The organism is Arthrobacter sp. P1_A5, assembly GCF_056406825.1.
Genome location: NZ_JBFTZL010000004.1, coordinates 66,461 through 83,857 on the forward strand (window position 1 = coordinate 66,461; position 17,397 = coordinate 83,857).

Annotated in this window: 15 protein-coding genes and 1 pseudogene; 8 read left to right on the top strand and 8 right to left on the bottom strand. The window is 70.2% G+C overall.

Annotated features, from left to right (window positions below; genetic code table 11):
- Positions 1-108 precede the first annotated feature (108 nt).
- Complete coding sequence (locus AC1D1S_RS02300) at positions 109-711, bottom strand: LysE/ArgO family amino acid transporter (protein ID WP_243181364.1); 603 nt, start codon at positions 709-711, stop codon at positions 109-111.
- A gap of 68 nt (positions 712-779) precedes the next feature.
- Here AC1D1S_RS02300 and AC1D1S_RS02305 point away from each other — a divergent pair, with 68 nt between their 5' ends.
- From AC1D1S_RS02305 to AC1D1S_RS02325, 5 genes are all read left to right on the top strand, one after another.
- Positions 780-1,661, top strand: a complete 882-nt coding sequence (locus AC1D1S_RS02305) for an ArgP/LysG family DNA-binding transcriptional regulator (protein WP_243181363.1) — start codon at positions 780-782, stop codon at positions 1,659-1,661.
- Between the two features lie 84 nt (positions 1,662-1,745).
- Positions 1,746-2,726: a DMT family transporter gene (locus AC1D1S_RS02310; RefSeq protein WP_476942646.1), complete on the top strand. Its 981-nt coding sequence runs from the start codon at positions 1,746-1,748 to the stop codon at positions 2,724-2,726.
- A 9-nt stretch (positions 2,727-2,735) separates the two neighbouring features.
- Entirely contained in the window at positions 2,736-3,197 is a 462-nt protein-coding gene (locus tag AC1D1S_RS02315) for a metallopeptidase family protein (RefSeq protein ID WP_476993624.1), read from the top strand.
- 10 nt (positions 3,198-3,207) lie between these two features.
- On the top strand, positions 3,208-4,128 hold the full coding sequence (locus AC1D1S_RS02320; protein ID WP_243181360.1) for a cation diffusion facilitator family transporter: 921 nt from the start codon (positions 3,208-3,210) through the stop codon (positions 4,126-4,128).
- A 190-nt stretch (positions 4,129-4,318) separates the two neighbouring features.
- The gene (locus AC1D1S_RS02325) at positions 4,319-5,809 is read left to right on the top strand and encodes a C40 family peptidase (protein ID WP_476993625.1); all 1,491 of its coding nucleotides are present in this window, start codon (positions 4,319-4,321) and stop codon (positions 5,807-5,809) included.
- Between the two features lie 9 nt (positions 5,810-5,818).
- Here the strand turns inward: AC1D1S_RS02325 and AC1D1S_RS02330 are convergent, their stop codons facing one another.
- The 6 genes from AC1D1S_RS02330 to AC1D1S_RS02355 all read right to left on the bottom strand — a co-directional run bounded on the left by AC1D1S_RS02330 (position 5,819) and on the right by AC1D1S_RS02355 (position 13,768).
- Positions 5,819-6,631, bottom strand: a complete 813-nt coding sequence (locus AC1D1S_RS02330; RefSeq protein WP_476993630.1) for an ABC transporter permease — start codon at positions 6,629-6,631, stop codon at positions 5,819-5,821.
- 124 nt (positions 6,632-6,755) lie between these two features.
- Positions 6,756-7,835, bottom strand: coding sequence for an ABC transporter ATP-binding protein (locus tag AC1D1S_RS02335; protein WP_476993626.1), 1,080 nt, complete (start codon positions 7,833-7,835; stop codon positions 6,756-6,758).
- Positions 7,836-7,893: 58 nt separating this feature from the next.
- Positions 7,894-8,982 carry a LolA family protein gene (locus tag AC1D1S_RS02340; protein ID WP_476993627.1) on the bottom strand — a complete coding sequence of 363 codons (1,089 nt, stop codon included), beginning with the start codon at positions 8,980-8,982 and terminating at the stop codon, positions 7,894-7,896.
- Between the two features lie 109 nt (positions 8,983-9,091).
- Positions 9,092-9,868: a hypothetical protein gene (locus tag AC1D1S_RS02345; RefSeq protein WP_476993628.1), complete on the bottom strand. Its 777-nt coding sequence runs from the start codon at positions 9,866-9,868 to the stop codon at positions 9,092-9,094.
- Between the two features lie 92 nt (positions 9,869-9,960).
- Positions 9,961-12,693 (bottom strand): PEP/pyruvate-binding domain-containing protein, encoded by a 2,733-nt coding sequence (locus tag AC1D1S_RS02350; RefSeq protein ID WP_476945424.1) that lies wholly within the window; start codon positions 12,691-12,693, stop codon positions 9,961-9,963.
- Positions 12,694-12,730: 37 nt separating this feature from the next.
- Positions 12,731-13,768 carry a universal stress protein gene (locus AC1D1S_RS02355; protein WP_243181353.1) on the bottom strand — a complete coding sequence of 346 codons (1,038 nt, stop codon included), beginning with the start codon at positions 13,766-13,768 and terminating at the stop codon, positions 12,731-12,733.
- A gap of 472 nt (positions 13,769-14,240) precedes the next feature.
- Here AC1D1S_RS02355 and AC1D1S_RS02360 point away from each other — a divergent pair, with 472 nt between their 5' ends.
- On the top strand, positions 14,241-14,870 hold the full coding sequence (locus AC1D1S_RS02360) for an NAD(P)/FAD-dependent oxidoreductase (RefSeq protein ID WP_043436212.1): 630 nt from the start codon (positions 14,241-14,243) through the stop codon (positions 14,868-14,870).
- A 40-nt stretch (positions 14,871-14,910) separates the two neighbouring features.
- Here AC1D1S_RS02360 and AC1D1S_RS02365 read toward each other — a convergent pair whose 3' ends face one another.
- Positions 14,911-15,504: a copper resistance CopC family protein gene (locus AC1D1S_RS02365; RefSeq protein WP_243181352.1), complete on the bottom strand. Its 594-nt coding sequence runs from the start codon at positions 15,502-15,504 to the stop codon at positions 14,911-14,913.
- 121 nt (positions 15,505-15,625) lie between these two features.
- On the opposite strand from AC1D1S_RS02365, the gene AC1D1S_RS02370 reads away from it, so the two are divergent.
- Positions 15,626-17,068, top strand: coding sequence for an NCS2 family permease (locus tag AC1D1S_RS02370; protein ID WP_028277143.1), 1,443 nt, complete (start codon positions 15,626-15,628; stop codon positions 17,066-17,068).
- 132 nt (positions 17,069-17,200) lie between these two features.
- Positions 17,201-17,397 (top strand): annotated as a pseudogene (locus AC1D1S_RS02375) (formimidoylglutamase); the annotation flags it as partial.

Here is a 17,397-nt window from a genome sequence, read left to right on the forward strand (position 1 = left end):
CCGGGGACGGGGGATCAGCCTGAACTTTCCCGACACTTTGCGTGGGCGCGCGATGGGCGGCGCGCTGCGGGAGGAGCGCGGCGGGGAGGAGCGGTGGGTGGTCGAGGTTCAGGTGAGCAGCAGCACGGCAAGGGTGACCATGACGACGGCGATTCCGGCGTCGAGCACGCGCCAGGCCGTCCGGCGCCGGAACAGGGACGTCAGGAACCGCGCTCCCGCGCCGAGGGCGGTGAACCAGGCAATGCTTCCCAGGCCGGCCCCGGCGGCGAACCACCAGCGCCCGGCTTCGCCCTGGGCGGCAGCGAGGGACCCGAGCAGCAGCACCGTGTCCAGGTAGACGTGCGGGTTCAGCCAGGTGAAGGCCAGGCAGGTGCCAAGGACGGCGGCCCGGCCGGCGGCGGGCTTGTTGCCGGGATTCTCCATCTGCTCCCCGCGGACCGCGCGCCGGGCCGCGAGCGCCCCATAGGCAAGGAGGAACGCCGCCCCTGCCCACCGGATCACGACGAGGGCAGCCGGCGCCCGGTCCAGGAGGATGCCGATGCCCGCGACGCCCAGCAGGATCAGCACGAGGTCCGAGACCGCGCAGACTGCCACCACCATGACGACGTGCGAGCGCTGGATGCCCTGCCGGAGGACAAAAGCGTTCTGCGCGCCGATGGCAACGATGAGGGACAGTCCGGCGGAAAGACCGGAAAACAGGGGAAGGATCACCACTCCACGGTAGGCGCCCGCCAGAGATGAAAACAGTTAAAGATTCTGCTGATACGTAAGATGGGCTAATGATGGAGATCACCCCCGAACAGGCCCGGACGCTGGCCGCGATTCTGACGCACGGGAGCTTCGACGCCGCGGCCGCGCACCTGTCCGTGACGCCGTCGGCGATCAGCCAGCGGGTCCGGGCACTCGAGACCGCCGTCGGCCGGCCGGTCCTGACCCGGGCGCGGCCGCCCGGACTCACGGAGTCCGGCGAGGCCGTGGTGCGCTTCGCCCGGCAGCTGGAAATGCTCTCCGCGGACCTGGCCGAGGAGCTGCAGCCGGAACACCCCCGCGGAGGGACGCGCCTGACGCTGGTGATCAACAGCGATTCCTTGCACACCTGGGCGTTGGCCGGCCTCGCGGGGGCCAGTCACAACGTCCAGCTCGAGATCCTGCGAGAAGACCAGGAGCACTCGTTGGATCTGCTGCGCGCCGGAGCCGCCGCGGCCGCCATCACGGAAACAGCCCAGCCCGTGCCCGGCTGCTCCTCGAGCAAGCTGGGCACGATGCGCTATTTGCCGGTGTGCGCTCCGGACTTCGCCCGCCACTGGTTTGGGGAGGGCGCGACCGGCGCGACGCTCGCCGCGGCTCCCGTTGTGGTCTTCGACCGCAAGGACGACCTGCAGGACCGCTGGCTGCGCCGGGTCAGCCGGGCTTCCCTGCAGCCGCCGCGCCACTATGTGCCGGCCGCCCAGGAGTTTGGCGATGCCATCCGCTGGGGCATGGGCTGGGGCATGATGCCCGAGATCGAAATCGGCGAGGACCTATTGGCCGGCAGGCTCGAGGCCCTCGCCCCGCGAGCGCACGTGGACGTTGCCCTCTACTGGCAGCAGTGGCGGCGCGGCTCGGCGGCGCTGAACGACGTCGCGGCCGCCGTCCGGACGGCGGCACGCGTCCTGCGCTGAGGCCATTCGGGATTGGCAGGATCTCGACTAGACGTGACCGATTCCCGCCAGCCGGGAGGAGGCGGGAACGGCTACATTGGCAGCATGGCAACAACCGCCGCATCCGGCCCCACTCCGTCCGCAGGCCCCCACGAAGGGTCTCCGCACGCTGCCCCCGCACCCGCCCCGCAACCCGCGCCGCCCCCTCCCGGGCAGCCGGCCACGATCAGCAGGCTCGGCATCGCCGCCGTCGTCGTCACCGTGGTCCTGTGGGCCTCCGCCTTCGTGGGCATCCGGGCCGTGGGCCCGAGCTTCTCCCCCGGGTCCCTGACCCTCGGCCGGCTGACCGTTGCCGCCGTCGTGCTGGGCCTGCTGGTGGTGCCCAAGCTCAGGGGCCTGCCCCGGGGCCGCGAGTGGTTGCCCATCCTGGCCTATGGCGTCATGTGGTTCGGAGGCTACAACGTGGCCCTGAACGCCGCCGAGCACATGCTCGACGCGGGCACGGCCGCCCTGCTGATCAACGTCAACCCCATCCTGGTCGCCGTCATGGCCGGTGTGATCCTGAAGGAAGGGTTCCCGCGCTGGCTCATCATCGGCAGCCTGATCGCGTTCGGCGGCGTGGCCGTGATTGCGCTTGGTTCCGGCCAGCGGTCGACGGCGGACGTGGCCGGCGTCCTGCTTTGCCTGCTTGCGGCCGCGCTGGCGGCCGTGAGCGTGATCGTGCAAAAACCGGTGCTCCGCAAGTTCCCGGCCGCCCAGGCCACCTGGTTCGGCATCATGGTGGGCGCCCTGTGCTGCCTGCCCTTTAGCGGCCAGTTGGTCACCGAGCTGCAGGCCGCTCCCCTGCCGGCCACCCTGGGCCTGGTCTATCTGGGCATCTTCCCCACTGCGATCGCATTCACCACGTGGGCCTATGCGCTCTCAATGATTGATGCGGGACGCCTCGCGGCCACCACCTACCTGGTCCCGGGCACCACAATCCTGATCTCCTGGCTGGTTCTGGGCGAGATTCCGACCATCTGGGGCCTGGTGGGCGGCGTGATCTGCCTTGTGGGCGTGGGGCTGACCCGGCGCCGGTCCCGCTAGAGTTTGCCTATGCCCTCCTCCCTCCCGCCCGGCCTGCCGATCGTTCCGAACGGCGGGGACGGCAATGCCGGCGGGGACGGTGGTGACGGGTCGGATGACGGCCCCTTCCCGATGTCCGAGGCCGATTTCGAGGCTGCCGTGAGTGACGCCCTCGACCGGATCCCGCCGGATCTGGCAAAGACCATGAGCAATGTCGCGATCTTCATCGAGGACGACTACACCCCGCAGCCCGGGGAGGATCCGGACACCGTGCTGCTGGGGCTCTATGAGGGGGTGCCCCTGACCGAGCGGGACTCCTGGTGGGACGCCGGCTCGCTGCCGGACCGGATCACCATTTTCCGCCAACCCATCCTGGACATCTGCACCTCCCGGGAGGACGTGATCGAGGAAGTCACCGTCACCGTGGTGCACGAGATCGCCCACCACTTCGGCATCAGCGACGCGCGCCTGCACGAGCTCGGCTGGGGATAGCCTTGTAGGCATGGGACACGACCACAGCCACTCGCACGGCCTGACCGCCACCGGCAAGCACCGCAAGCGCCTGGTCGCCGTCCTGGCCATCACGCTCGCCGTGGTGCTCGTGCAGACGATCGGTGCGGTGGTCTCCGGCTCCCTGGCCCTGCTCGCCGACGCCGGACACATGCTCTCGGACGCAGCCGGCGTCTTCATCGCCCTGCTGGCCGCATGGATCGCCACCCGGCCGGCCAGCGATCTGCGCACCTACGGTTACCAGCGCGCCGAAGTTCTGGCGGCGCTGGCCAACGCACTGGTCCTGATCGTCATCTCGGTGGTCATCTTCATCGAGGCCATCCGCAGGCTCGGCACCACCCCCGAGGTCCACACCGACGTCATGCTCGCCGCGGCGGTCCTCGGCGCCGTCGCCAACCTGGTCTCCCTGCTGATCCTGCGCGGCGCCCAGAAGGAAAGCCTGAACGTCCGCGGCGCCTACCTCGAAGTCCTGGGGGATCTGCTGGGGTCCTTTGCCGTCATCGCGGCGGCGGTGGTCATCATGGTCACCGGGTTTCAGGCGGCCGACACCATTGCCTCGATCCTCATCGCCCTCATGATCCTGCCCCGTGCCTGGCACCTGCTGCGCGACGTCGTGGACGTGCTCCTCGAGGCCACGCCCAAGGGCGTGGACGTTCAGATGATCCGCGACCACATCCTGGCGGTGGACGGCGTGGTATCCGTCCACGACATCCATATCTGGACCATTACCTCTGGTGTCCCCGTCTTCTCCGCCCACGTGGTGGTGGAGGACGCAGCGCTCGGCGCCAAGGGCGCCGACCGGGTCCTGGACAAACTCACCAGCTGCCTTGGCTCCCATTTCGACACCGAACACTGCACATTCCAGCTCGAGCCCACCACGCATTCAGAGCACGAGGCCCACCAGCACGCCTGACCGTCGGCAGGACACGCCCGTCACGGACGTGGCCAAATGACACTGGTGTTGTTTATGTTATTCATGTGACTCGTGTTGCCAAAGTAGCCTTTGGCACGTAGCCTCATGCCTGCTGGGTGATCCGCAGAGGGCTTTCACGCGCCAAATCCGACCTCGCTCACTTCAGCCTGAGACTTCAGCGAGGTTGCCCATGAGTTGGATCCGATCCGGCCGCAAGACGGCTGTGCTCTGCACCGCCGTCGTCCTCCTCGGAACCCTCGCGCTCCCGGCCCAGGCCGCGCCGCTGACCACCGCGCTGATTTCTTCGCAGCTTTCTGCGCAGGGGCGCCCGCCGCTGGAGACTGCCGGCCGGGTTCCGGCGTCGCCGGAGATCCCCTCACCGGAAGAGATCGCTGCCGCCAAGTCCAGTGCGAGCTCGACGGCGGCAGAGGTCACCAGGATCGACGGGCTTCTGGCCGACGCGTCGGCCGGCCAGGAAACCAGCCTCGCCGCATCCCTGCAAGCAAACAACGCGTACGGCGAGGCCCTCGTGGAGCTGGCCACACGCCGTGACGCGGCGGCTGTGGCGGCCGCCAGGGCTGCCGCGGCCGGGGCAGAACAGGCCAAAACCCGCAAACAGCTCGGCCAGCTGGCCGGTGACCTGTACCGCAACGGCGGCCTGAACCCGGCCCTCAGCAGCTTTGTCAGCGGCTCCGGGCGGGCCCTGGAGGATGCCGCCACGCTGGAGGCCGTAACGGCCGGACGCGCGCGGGCCTTCGAGTCCGCGGAAAACGCGGCCACGGCCGCGCAGTCCCTGACCGAAGCCGCAGCCGACGCCAACCGCGCCGCCGACGAGGCCGCCGCGACTGCCGCGGACCGCAAGGCCGACGCCGACCGCGCCGACGCCGCCCAGCGCCAGGTCGTGGCCGATGCCAAAGCGCAGCGCAGCGCGCTCGTGGACCAGTTGGCAAGCCTGAGAAACACCACCGCGGCGCTGGAATCGGCCCGGGTGGACGCCCTCGACCGCCAGCGCCAGCAGGCTCGGCTCGCAGCACTGACCGCGGCGGCGGGCCCCGCGCCGCAGCCTGGCACGGGTTCACAGCCGGCACCAACAGCTCCGGGACGGGACGATTCGGCAGCAGGACAGCCAGCCGCTCCGGCTCCCGCCGACGTGCCGGCCCCCGCTGCAGCGCCCGCACCCGCACCCGCACCCGCGCCGGCTCCGGCATCCGCGCCGGATCCCGCGCCAGTACCTGCTCCGGTCCCCGCACCGATTCCTGCCCCGGTTCCGGCGCCAGTACCTGTTCCGGTTCCGGCGCCGATTTCTGGCGGGTCAAACCAGACCGCGATTTCGGTGGCGCTCGGCAAGACCGGATCGCCATTCTTCTACCAGTACGGCGGAACCGGGAGCTATGGGTTTGACTGCTCGGGCCTGGTGCAGAATGCGTTCGCCGCGGCAGGGAAGTACCTGCCCCGCACTGCCTCCCAGCAGTTCGCCCAGGCCCCTGTCCATGTCCCGCTCTCCCAGGCGCGTCCGGGCGATCTGTTCGTCTGGGGTTCGGCCCCGGGCTTCTACCACGTGGCCATCTACCTCGGCGGCGGCCGCGTGGTCCAGGCGCTGAACCCCGACGCCGGCATTACCGTGACCGATGTTGCCGCCATGTCCGGGATGCAGCTGTACGGCTACGCGGCCCGTTACTGAGACTGGCGGCTAGGAGAGCACGTCCTTGGTGATGAACCTGCCGTAGGCCAGCGCGCCGAAGACGGCGACGTAGCCGCCCTGGAGGAGGGCATTGGCGGCAAAGGAATCCCAGGAAACCGGCTGCCGGAGCAGATCGCCAAAGTCCAGCCAGTAGTGGCTGAAAAGCCAGGGATGCAGCCACTCGAGTTGCGGCAGCGCGTCCAGGACCTGCGCGACGACCGAGAGCACCACGGTGGCCGCCATGGCCCCCACCGGAACATCGGTCAGGGTGGAGATGAACAGCCCGATCGCCGACAACCCCAGCAGCGAAACCGCCAGGTAGGCGGCGATCAGCAGGAGCCGGACCATGGCCTCGCCGGTGCCGATCGTGTCGCCGGAGAGCAGGGTCACCGGCCCCACGGGGAGGAGCGCCGCGCCGATTCCGGCCCCGGTCAGGGCAACCACGAGCGGGGCAACGATCACGAACACGGCCGCCCCGGCATATTTGACGATCAGCAGGCGGATCCGCCCGGCGGGAGCCACCAGCAGGTACCTCAGGGTCCCCTGTCCAGCCTCCCCGGCGATCGTGTCTCCGGCCACGACGCCGACGGTAAGGGGCAGGAACAGCGGAACGGAGACCACCATTGCCGTGACGCCCACGAACAGGCCGTTCTGGGCGATCCGATCCAGGAAGGCCGGCCCGCGGCCTGCCGGCACGGCCGAGGAGACCCGCACCGCCACCGCGATCAGAATCGGGATGGCCGCCAGCGCGCACAAMATGGCCCACGTCCTGCGGCGGCGGAACAGCACCCCGAGCTCGGACGCCAGCAGGTCACCGGTCAGGGACCCGCGCCGGACCGGCGCAGCGTAGGCCCCGCCGTCCCCGCCAGCGCCTGCGGCCGCGCCGCTACGGCCCGGCGCCGGGGCAACTGACGGGCCGGCTGCCGGATCGCCCGCGGATGAGCTGTTACTGGACAACGTCGAACCCCTCCCCCGTCAATGCCACAAACCGGTCCTCAAGGCTGGCCTGCTCGGTCGCGAAGCCGCGGACCCGGACCCCCGCCGCCACGAGGGCCGCCACCACGGCTTCCGGCTGCACGGCCGCCCGCTCCACGGACCGGGATGATCCTCCGTCTTCCTGGGCTGCCGGAGCCCCAGCCGGACCCGCAGCCGGAGCCCCAGGCAGTGACGCGAACAGGGCCGCGTCGGTCCCGGAGCCGGCGGCACCGGAACCAGCGCCACCGGGAGTACGGCCGTCGGTGCCCAGGGTCGCGGTCAGGCCGAGGCCGGCCAGCACCTGCGCCGCGGTAACCGGATCCGGGGTCAACACGCGGATCCTTGCCTGGCCGGCCCCGCGCAGTTCCGTCAGGGTTCCCTGCGCCACCAGCCGGCCAGCGCTCATGATGGCCGCATGGGTGCAGATCTGCTCGACCTCGGCCAGCAGGTGGCTGGAGACGAACACCGTGGCGCCGTCGGCCGCGAGCGATCGCACCAGGCTCCGCACCTCACGGGTGCCCTGCGGATCCAGCCCGTTGGTGGGCTCGTCCAGCACCAGCAGTTCCCGCGGGGCGAGCAGGGCGTTGGCGATCCCCAGCCGCTGCTTCATCCCCAGCGAGTAGGCCCGGACCAGCTTGTCCGCGGCGTGCGTCAAACCCACCCGTTCCAGGGCCGAGTGGACGCGGGCACGCCGCGTCGCGCCCGAACCATAGGGGTCCGCGGCGTCCATGCGGCGCAGATTGGCTGCGCCGGAGAGGAAGGGGTAGAACGCCGGTCCTTCCACCAGCGCCCCGACCCGGGGCAGCACGTCATTGAGTTTGCCGGGCATCTCCTCGCCCAGCACGCGCATGGAGCCTCCGGTGGCCGTGGCCAGGCCGAGCAGGAGCCTGATGGTGGTGGTCTTCCCCGAACCGTTCGGGCCCAGGAAACCAAAGACCGCGCCTTTCGGCACGGCCAGGTCGACGCCGTCGACAGCCATCTGCTGGCCGAACCGTTTGGTCAGGCCCGTGGTCTCAATGCTCAGCTCGGCCGCCGGCCCGGCGGCGCTCACGCGGCCGTCACCGGATGGTCAGAGAGCAACCGTCGGCCACCGGATACCGCGCCGGACATCACTTCTGTGCGGCAGCGGTCTGGAGCCGCTCCAGTGGCACGGAGCCGGCGACGACCCGGCCGTCGTCGAGCACCAACACGTTCACCAGCGCGGTGGACAAAAGCCGGCCGCCCTGGACCGGGACGGTGGCCTGTTCGAGCAGGGCCGTGGCGTCCGACGCCGGGCCGGCCGTTCCCGCCGGGAACTCAACAACCGAGTCCCAGCCGGAGCCGGTGACTGCCGGCTTGCCGGCGCGGTCCTTGGCCGCCGGCGCCGTCGCGTTCCCGGCGTCGTTTCCGTGCTTGTGCTCCTTTACCGGAATCTCCTCGACCGTGGCACCCGGCGGCGGGGTGAATGTGAAGACCGACGCGTCGGGGGCCCCGAGGGTCAGGCTGGTGTAGGCGACGCGGAAGGCGGGATCCGACTGTCCGCGAGCCTTGATCTCGACGCCCAGCGGCAGACCGGTCTGGCCGTCAACGGCTACTGCGATGGACCCGACCAGCGTCGCATCGGACTTTGGTGTCAGCACCAGGTTGTAGGCGGGCCGGCCGGCTACCTGGACATCGGCTCCCACCGCCACGTCGGTGCCCGGTTCGATCTTGGCCAGTAGCATCGCGGCGAGCTGGTCGGGGGTGGCGGTGACGTCGCTGCCGGCGCTGTGACGGCCTGTGTCACCGGCGTCGTTGGCCGGGAGCTGGGCATGGGCGGCCGTGTTGTCCTTGGAGTTGTAAAACCACACGTCGTTGCCGTGGCGGATGGCGTTGCGTTCGGCCAGCCGGTCCATCACCTGGACGCGGGCGTTGTCCGGGCCGTCGCGATAAACCCGCGCGGTGTGCGGCCCCGTCAGCAGTTCGAGCCATGCCGTACCTGACGGGGCCGAGCCGGCACCGGTCTTGGGCAGCTCGGGAAGCCCGAGCGCAGAAGACTGTTCCAGGGTTCCGGAGAGGGCGGGCTCGCGGTGCTGGGCAATCAACTGCAGCACCTGCTCCGGCGTCTTGGGCGGCAGGGGATCCCCGGCGCTGGCGGGCAGGGATCCGGCCAGCGCGCCGGCGGCAATAACGGCAGGAACGGCGGCAGCAGGCAGCCAGCGCAGCCACGTGCGCGTCATCGCGACCGCGCTCCGGAAAGAGATGTTCCAACTATCCGCGCCTGGGGAATGCGCGCTTCAGTGCAGCTCATAGGTCAACAGTACGCCTGGCCCCGGCAGCCCGGTTATCCTACTTCAGCACATTAATGGTCAGTTCCACGGCGCCCAGCAGGAACGCGAGCACAGAGGTGCCCAGGCCCGCCACGAGCAGCAGGCCGGGATGGGCCAGACCCACCACCACCCGCCTCAGCCGCGGCCTGTCCCGCAGGAACTTCTTGGGCACGGCGCCCGGTTCCGGCGTTTGTTTCCAGCCCCGGAGCCGCCGCAGGAACCAGGCGCAGCGAATGATGAAGGCCAGCCACAGTACGGAGACCACCAGCGGGATCGCGGCCAGCAGGAGGTTGAAGCCCACCGCGGTGACCTCGCGTTCGGACGCCCCGACGAGTGACTGAAGGGTCGTTGAGATCGAGGCGCTCATGACCACGGACACGCCCCACACGAGGAAGGCGGCGATCAGGGCCAGGAAGCGGACGAAGAAGTGGCCCAGGACCGAGTCCCGGCGCGGCTTCAGGTAGCGGCGCGGGGTGGCGTGCAGAAGGGCGATGCTTGCCAGCAGCGTCGGCAGGGCGGCGAGGCCAACCAGCACATACCAGGACCAGCCGGCCAGATCCAGGAACTCGTCGGCCACGATCAGCACCGCCCAGAACCCGGCCCACGCCCAGCCGGCGGTGAGCGGACGCCCCACGAACCACTCCGGCAGCCACGCGTCCGGGTCCGCGGGCGCGGGGGTCGCGTCAGTCGCAGGCGCGGGGCTGCCGGGCGGCCGGGTGTCAGGCGCCGGTATGCCCGTCGCGGGAACTCCGGCGCTCCCGGGCTCCCGGCCCTCGGAGCCGCGCACTTCGCTCATGGCCCCACTGTAGCGAGCCGGCCGACACCATGGTGCGGAGCCCGCCGCCGTCGGCGGTCCGGCGCGAAGTGGCCGGCGTCAGGGTGACGGCGTCAGGGTGCCGGCGGCGTTGACGGCGTCACGGTGCCGGCGGCGCCGTCGACCGTAATGCTGTGGCCCGTGGCGATCCTCGACGTCGCGTCGGGGACCCCCACCACTGCGGGGATCCCGTATTCCCGGGCGACGACGGCGCCGTGGGAGTTGGGCCCGCCCATTTCCATCACGAGGCCGCCGGCCGTCAGAAACAACGGCGTCCAGCCCGGATCGGTGGACGGCGCCACGAGGATCTCGCCCGGTTCCAGGTGCGCGCCCTGGGGGTCCAGGATCACCCGGGCCCGGGCCGTGATGGTGCCGGCCGAGGCCGGTGTGCCGGAGAGCCGCCCCGCGCCGCCGTCAGAACCCGCCGGCCCCCTTCCGCCGGCTGTGGTCTGCACCGCCTCCGGCTCGGTGCCGTCCGAGAGCAGCACGCGGGGAATGTGCCGGCGGCCCAGTTCAGCCGCGTACGCCTCCCGACGCCGTGCCACGAGCCCCTGCAGCGCGGCGCCGCCGAGCCCCCGGTGCGCGTCAGCCAGGTCGAGGAAGAAGATATCGTCGGCCGCATCGAGGGCCCCGGCCGCGGCGAGTTCGGCCCCGACGGCTGCGAGCTGCTCCCGGACGGCGCCGAGCGCTTCCACGAGGTGGTACTTGGGCAGCTCCCGCAGCCCGGCGAACATCCGGGTCCGCCGCAGCGCGGCCCGGGCGAGTGCACCGCGAAGGCGGCTGCGCTGCGCCGCCGCTTCCACCAGCCGGGCCACCTGTGCCTCCGCCTCTCGGGCCGCCTTGCCGAACTGCCGGTCCGGGGCGAGCGCGGGATCATCCATGCGCAGATAGTTGGCCAGGACCCCGAGGATGTGGGTCGGGTCATCAGACCAGCGGGGCATGCCGACGTCGATCTCCGCCACGGCGCGGTGGCCGTACCGGCCCAGGAAGTCCCGCAGCCCCGACTGCACGACGCCGGGCAGGTCCCCCGCCCGGTAACGCCGGGCTATCTCGGGCAATGCGGCTTCCCCGAACACCGCCGCCGACGCCGGGTCGTTGCGGATGGCAGTAGCCAGCGACCACAGGTCAAGGTCCATTTCGGTGGTCACGTTGTTGGGCAGCCCCCGCAGGACTTCCTGCAGCGCCCCGTTCCCCGGTTTCCCGGCGAGTTTTCCGGCCACGGCCAGCAAGGCGAACCCCAGGGCGGGCAGCGGCAGGATCGCGGGAACCACGGGAAAGACATGCTGGCCAAGGATCCGCTCGATGTGGTCCAGGCGCTCCGTGGCGGTGGCGCCGGCGGGCACAGCGAGTGCCGCGCGGAGCTGTTCTCCCACACGGTCTGCCCGGCGCAGTGCCGCCTCGGGCCGGATGAGGCCGCGGATCAAGGTCTCCGGGACCTTCGCCCGCGCCGCCACCGGGGCGACGTGGCGCAGGAGCCCCCACGGCATTGTTGTGGTCACGGAGAACCGCGGATCGGCGAAAAGGTTGCGCAGCACGGTGGCCGAACGCGCCTCCATGACGTCAAACACGCGGGGGACAATGGCGCGCCCGGTCTGGCTCCGGAGAACCGGCGTGAGATCGAAGAAAATCCGCTGGCCTGCCTCCGCGTACGGCGCGGGCCCGTCACGGGGCACCGGCACCGGGAAATGCGCCGCCCCCGCAACCGAAGACGCAATCAGCCGGATGCCGGCGAGTCCCATCGGGGTGAGGGGCCGGGTCAGCCCCTGGGCCAGGCTGAAACATAAATACACGCGTGGCGTCGGCCCGGAGGGAGGCCGGTCCGGCATCGGATAGAGAGTGGTGATGGGTCTGGACTGCGTCAGCCACACGGCACCGTCCCGGCCGATGGCCCATTCGAGGTCCTGCGGCGAGCCGAAGTGCACCTCCGCACGGCGGCCCAGGAGCTCCAGTGCCGCCAGTTGGGCGTCGTCCAGGCTGGGCGCCAGCCCGGCGTCAGGTTGCGCCACCCGCTCGGTGCCGCCGCCGGGCAGGGGACGAATAATGATGCCCTTGTCCCCAATTCGCCGCTCAAGGATCCGTCCCGTGGTGCCGTCGAGCACGAAGTGGTCAGGGTTGACCGCCCCGGACACCACGGCCTCCCCCAGCCCCGGGCTGGCGTCGATGACGGCCTCGTGCCGCCGGCCGGTCACGGGATTGGCTGTGAACAGCACCCCGGCCACGGCCGCGTCCACCATGCGCTGGACCACCACGGCGAGGGCCACCGCCGAGGGCTCAATCCCCTGCACCGCGCGGTAGGTCACCGCGCGGTCTGTCCACAGGGAGGCCCAGCACCGGCGGACGGCAGCCAGCACGGCATCCGCACCCACCACGTTCAGGAAAGTGTCCTGCTGGCCGGCGAAGCTGGCAAACGGCAGGTCTTCGGCGGTCGCGGAGGACCGCACAGCGACCGCCGTGTCGGTGCCCAGCGCCGCATAGGCGGCGCGCACGGCGGCGTCGATGCCGGCGGGGACATCGGCGTCGAGCACCAGCGCGCGGGCCTTCGCCGCAAGCGCAGCCAGCCCCGCCAGGTCGTCGGGGGCTGTTGCGGCGAGGGCGCGGTGCACGTCCGCCAGCGCCGGGGATGCCGTGGCGTCCAGATACGCACTGGTGGTCAGGCAGAAGCCGGCGGGCACCGGTAGGCCGGCGCGTGCCAGTTCGCCCAGGTTCGCCGCCTTCCCGCCGACGGTGGCCAGCATGTCCGGGCCAAGGCGTTCAAGGGCCAGGACCGGCCCGTCCTCGGCAGGATCCGGCGTCCCGGGGTGCTCCATCCGTTAACCGTCCTTCCGACGCCGGGCCCGTCGCCTTCTAGGAGTCGCCGAGCATCGGGCCGAAGCTGGCTCTGTCCGCCAGCCGCGGGTCGTCGCGGTCCGGCACCACCATGACCGGGCCCTTGGCGTGGTGGAGGACGCCGTCAGACGTGGAGCCCAGCAGCATCCCGGTGAATCCGCCGCGCCCTCGGGTGCCGACCACCACGAGCTCCACGTGCCGGCTGGCGTCGACGAGGATGTCGACGGGCGAGCCGTCGACGAGCTGCGTCTCCACCTGCAGGGCGGGGAAGTAGCTCCGCAGCCAGGCCACGCCGGCGTCGAGCTGTACCTTGATGTCGGCGAACAGTGCGTCGCGGTCCATCGGGGTGGGCACCCATGCCAGCGAGCCGGTGTACTGCGGCACCGCGCACACCACGCGGAGCCGGGCGGAGAGCCGCTCGGCCTGCGCTGCGGCCTCCAGCACGGCGACGCGGGCCTGCTCGGAACCGTCGACACCGACGACCACGACGTTCTCCACCGGCTGGCTGCCCGACTTGGCACGTTCGGCGAGGACATGCTTGTCGTCTGTGGTTTCGCCCAGGCGGTCCGCGCAGATCAGCGGCACGGTCACGGTGGGGCACTTCGAGTGGGCGGGCAGCGCGCTGCTGACGGAGCCGAGCAGCCGGCCCACGAAGCCACCGCGGCCGCGGGTGCCGAAGACCAGAAGCTCCGCGGTTTCGCTGATTTCCAGCAGCACGCCGGACGCGTCCCCGTTTTCGACGGACGCGTCGACGTCGATGTTGTAGAACGCGATCTTGTCCATGGCGTGCTTGAGGATGGCTTCGGCGCCCTCGCGGATCACGGAGTCGTCCACCGTGGCGTAGCCGCCGTCGAGCCCGGAAGCGGCGAAGATCGGAACGGAATAGGCGGTCACGATGTGCAGCGGGCGGCGACGGCGTTCCGCCTCACGGGCCGCCCACACCAGGGCGCAGTGGCTGTGGTCCGAGCCGTCCACTCCCACGACGATTCCGCGGGGCGGCGCCGGCTCGCCACCGGTCTCCCATGCCGGGTCCGGATGCACCTGTTCACGGCCCATAGGGTCCGCCTCCTCGCGATTCTTGCCTGATGTTGCGGCTATTCTGCCAGAAGTACTGCCGCCCGGCGTCCACCGGCGAGGCGACCCGGAATCTGCGTGCAGGAACCCCTGATTTTCCTCACTATTCTCGGTTAATTGCGAACATTCAAGACGGCGGCAAGGCCTCCCCGGCCGCCCGCGGCGGAAGGATTTACGCAGAGTTAACACGCCGTTTCCCGGCCCCGAAATTCAGGCTTTTGAGCCGGTTTCCGCTGGAGCGGGGGCAAGGAAACCGCCGGAATCCGGGACCACAGCCAATGTCCTACCTCCCCTATCCACGGGCGGGAATCTTAGGTATCCTTCGAGGCATTGCTGAACCGAGACTGGTGTTCCAGAAAGCAGCCGCTGGGGCTGTGGAACCAGGCACGGGTTGGCGTCCGGGGTTTCCCCCGCGACTCGCACCATTTCAAGGAGGTACCCTGCAGTGTCGAGCATGCCTTTGTACGGCGGGATTGAGCGGACCACCGCCGTAGTCATCGGGACGGGGCTCTCCGGCTTGGCTGTGGCCAGCGAGCTCCAGCGCCGGGGCGTTGCGTCCATCATTGTGGACGGGCTCGACCTCCTGGGTGCCGGCCATCCGGCCAACACCTCCTCGCTTCAGCGCTGCGACGCGGCGGACGCCGCCAGCCTGAGGGAGCGCAATGAAATCCTGCGGCACCTGCGCAACTACGCCGCAAGCCACAAGCTTGACGTGCGGAACAACATCCGGGCCCTGCAGCTGGACCTCCTGGAGGCCGGCACGGACGGCTCACCCACCGAGAAGTGGGCCGTCCAGACCCCGGGCGGCGTCCTGCTGGCCGACCACCTTGTCCTGACCCGCTGCGCCCACAGCCAGCTGCGCCGCATGCTCTCGGAACTTGGCATGGCAGCCGGGCAGAACCTCATGGCGGCAATGCATGCTCTGGGAATGTACCTCGTGGGGGTGGGCGAGCTCATTACCCCGACGCCCAAGGAAGTCCTGCGCCAGGCCAAGGTGGTGGGACAGGCAATTTCCGCCAAGGTCCACCCGAACGGGATCCCCGCGCTGCTGCCCGGCGGCTTTGCCCTGGCCGCCCCCGCCTAGCACCGCTTTGGCCGCGTTGCCGGAGTCAGGTTGGCTTATTTCAGCCTTCGGTGTCGCCGCCCTCGTCCGGGGTGAGGCGGCGTTTCGCCATCAGGCCCAGGGCCACCAGGATGCCGACCCCGACGGCGACGAAGACCATGACGCTCCAGGGAAACTGCTGCGACCCGGCCGGCGCAGGGGCTGGCGCGGGCGTGGTCCCCGGCTGGGCAGTGCCCATCGTGGGGACCGCCGCAGCCGCCGTCGTGCCTGCCGCAGCCGCCGTCGCGGTGAAGGTGAAGCTGCCCTCGATCGGGTGACCGTCGGAACTGGCCACCCGCCAGTGCACGGTGTACGGCCCCGCGGGGGCGCCGGACTTCAGCTTCTGCGCAGCGACGTTGTCCACGATTTCCACGGGACCGTCCGACCAGTTGGCGCCGGCGGCGTCATTGACCACGATCTGCGACCCCAGGGCAAGCGGATTGTGGTTGAACGTGACCGAGACCTGCTCCGGCGGTGCCGCGACGGTTGCTCCGGCAGCCGGGCTGGTGGACTCCGCGGTATCGTGCGCCGACGCCGGGCTCACTGCTCCCAGCAGGACGGCCACAAGGACGACGGCGCCCAGGAGGGCACTGCGAAGCTGGCGGATACGGCGCATGGGCAGGCTACTCCTAGTGTTGGCTTCCTTACAGACTAGGCGAAAACGCAGGGTTGGCCCTCGGGCGCCAAATAAGATATATGCAACACCCATCACTCCCGGAGGACTAATGCAAGACCTAATGCTCAAGCAGGGCTCGGCACTCGACCGGTATTTCAAGATATCCGAGCGGGGGTCGAACGTCTCGCGCGAGATCCGCGGAGGGTTCGCCACGTTCTTCGCCATGAGCTACATCGTGGTGCTGAATCCGCTGATCCTCTCCGGGCCGGACTCCTCGGGCGCCACGCTGGGCTTCCCCGCCGTCGCCGCCGTCACCGCGTTCGTGGCCGGCATCCTGACCATCCTCATGGGCGCGTGGGCCAAGCATCCCTTCGCCCTGGCCACCGGGCTCGGCGTGAACGCGTTCGTCGCCGTCACGGTGGCCACGAACCCCGGCCTGACCTGGCCGGACATGATGGGCCTGGTGATGCTCTCGGGCATCACCATGCTGATCCTGGTCCTCACCGGCTTCCGGACGGCCGTGTTCAAGGCCGTACCCGAGGGGCTGAAGACCGCGATCGTGGTGGGCATCGGCCTGTTCATCGCCCTGATCGGTCTCGTCAACGCGGGCTTCGTGCGCCGCGTCCCCGATGTCGCCGGCACCACCGTCCCGGTCGGCCTGGGCTTCGACGGCAAGCTCCTGGGCTGGCCGACCTTCGTGTTCGTCTTCGGCCTGATCCTGACCATCGCGCTGGTGGTCCGCAAGGTCAAGGGCGCCATCCTGATCGGCATCGTGGCCTCGACCATCCTGTCCGTGATCCTGGAATCCATCCTGCACATCGGGCCCAGCTTTGACGGCAAGACCCACAACCCGCAGGGCTGGTCCCTCGTGGCACCGCAGTTCTCCGAGTGGACGGCCCCGGACCTGTCCCTGATCGGCAAGGCCAACCCCTTCGGCGCCTTTGAACACCTCGGCTTCGTCGCGGCGACCCTGCTGGCGTTCGTGATCCTGCTCAGCATCTTCTTCGACGCCATGGGCACGATGGTGGGACTGGCCACCGAGGCCGGCACCATCGACAAGGACGGCAACATCCCCGACGTCGACCGTGTGCTGCAGGTGGACGCCCTGGGCGCGATCATTGGCGGCGGCGCCTCCGTCTCCTCGAACCAGATCTACGTCGAGTCCGGTGCCGGCATCGGCGAAGGCGCACGCACCGGCCTGGCCTCCGTCGTCACCGGCCTGCTGTTCCTCGTGGCGATGTTCTTCACCCCGCTAATCAACCTCGTGCCGTTCGAGGCCGTGGCCCCCGCCCTCGTGGTCGTCGGCTTCATGATGGTCTCCCAGGTGGGCAAGATCGACTGGCAGGACTGGGGCATCGCGATTCCGGCCTTCCTGACCTTCACCCTCATGCCGTTCACGTACTCGATCGCCAACGGCCTGGGCGCTGGCTTCATCAGCTTCGTGCTGATCCGCCTGTTCGAGGGCCGGGCCCGCGAGGTGCACCCGCTCATGTGGGCCGTGGCGTCCGCGTTCCTGCTCTTCTTCGCGATCGGCCCGATCGAGGCCGCCCTGGGGATCCACTAACGCAGCCCCGCCCGCGGTCACGCCCACCCGGCGTGGCCCACCCGGCGGCGTTTAAGCTCAGTTTCCGGGATTCCGGACAGTCCGACGGCGGCCCGGCTGGTTTTCCGGCCCGGGCTGCGGTGAGCTAGGGGCATGGTTTCTCCCGCGCTCCCCGTTGATGTCCCGCCCCAGCCCTGGACCGGCAGGTTCGACGGCGACGGCGACGAACACCGGCGCTGGTGGCAGGCGGTGACCCCCTACGCTCCCGGCACGGTTCCGGCGGGTGTCCCTGCTGGACGCCCCGCCGTCATCCTCGGCTTCGGCAGCGACGCCGGGGTGCGGCGCAACAA

Bases quoted from the DNA above. Each gene is read 5' to 3' on its own strand.
- AC1D1S_RS02310 (WP_476942646.1), top strand. From the start codon at position 1,746: ATGGCAACAACCGCCGCATCCGGCCCCACTCCGTCCGCAGGCCCCCAC.
- AC1D1S_RS02315 (WP_476993624.1), top strand. From the start codon at position 2,736: ATGCCCTCCTCCCTCCCGCCCGGCCTGCCGATCGTTCCGAACGGCGGG.
- AC1D1S_RS02355 (WP_243181353.1), bottom strand. From the start codon at position 13,768: ATGGGCCGTGAACAGGTGCATCCGGACCCGGCATGGGAGACCGGTGGC.
- AC1D1S_RS02370 (WP_028277143.1), top strand. From the start codon at position 15,626: ATGCTCAAGCAGGGCTCGGCACTCGACCGGTATTTCAAGATATCCGAG.
- AC1D1S_RS02340 (WP_476993627.1), bottom strand. From the start codon at position 8,982: ATGACGCGCACGTGGCTGCGCTGGCTGCCTGCTGCCGCCGTTCCTGCC.
- AC1D1S_RS02365 (WP_243181352.1), bottom strand. From the start codon at position 15,504: ATGCGCCGTATCCGCCAGCTTCGCAGTGCCCTCCTGGGCGCCGTCGTC.
- AC1D1S_RS02305 (WP_243181363.1), top strand. From the start codon at position 780: ATGATGGAGATCACCCCCGAACAGGCCCGGACGCTGGCCGCGATTCTG.
- AC1D1S_RS02320 (WP_243181360.1), top strand. From the start codon at position 3,208: ATGGGACACGACCACAGCCACTCGCACGGCCTGACCGCCACCGGCAAG.
- AC1D1S_RS02350 (WP_476945424.1), bottom strand. From the start codon at position 12,693: ATGGAGCACCCCGGGACGCCGGATCCTGCCGAGGACGGGCCGGTCCTG.
- AC1D1S_RS02325 (WP_476993625.1), top strand. From the start codon at position 4,319: ATGAGTTGGATCCGATCCGGCCGCAAGACGGCTGTGCTCTGCACCGCC.
- AC1D1S_RS02345 (WP_476993628.1), bottom strand. From the start codon at position 9,868: ATGAGCGAAGTGCGCGGCTCCGAGGGCCGGGAGCCCGGGAGCGCCGGA.
- AC1D1S_RS02360 (WP_043436212.1), top strand. From the start codon at position 14,241: ATGCCTTTGTACGGCGGGATTGAGCGGACCACCGCCGTAGTCATCGGG.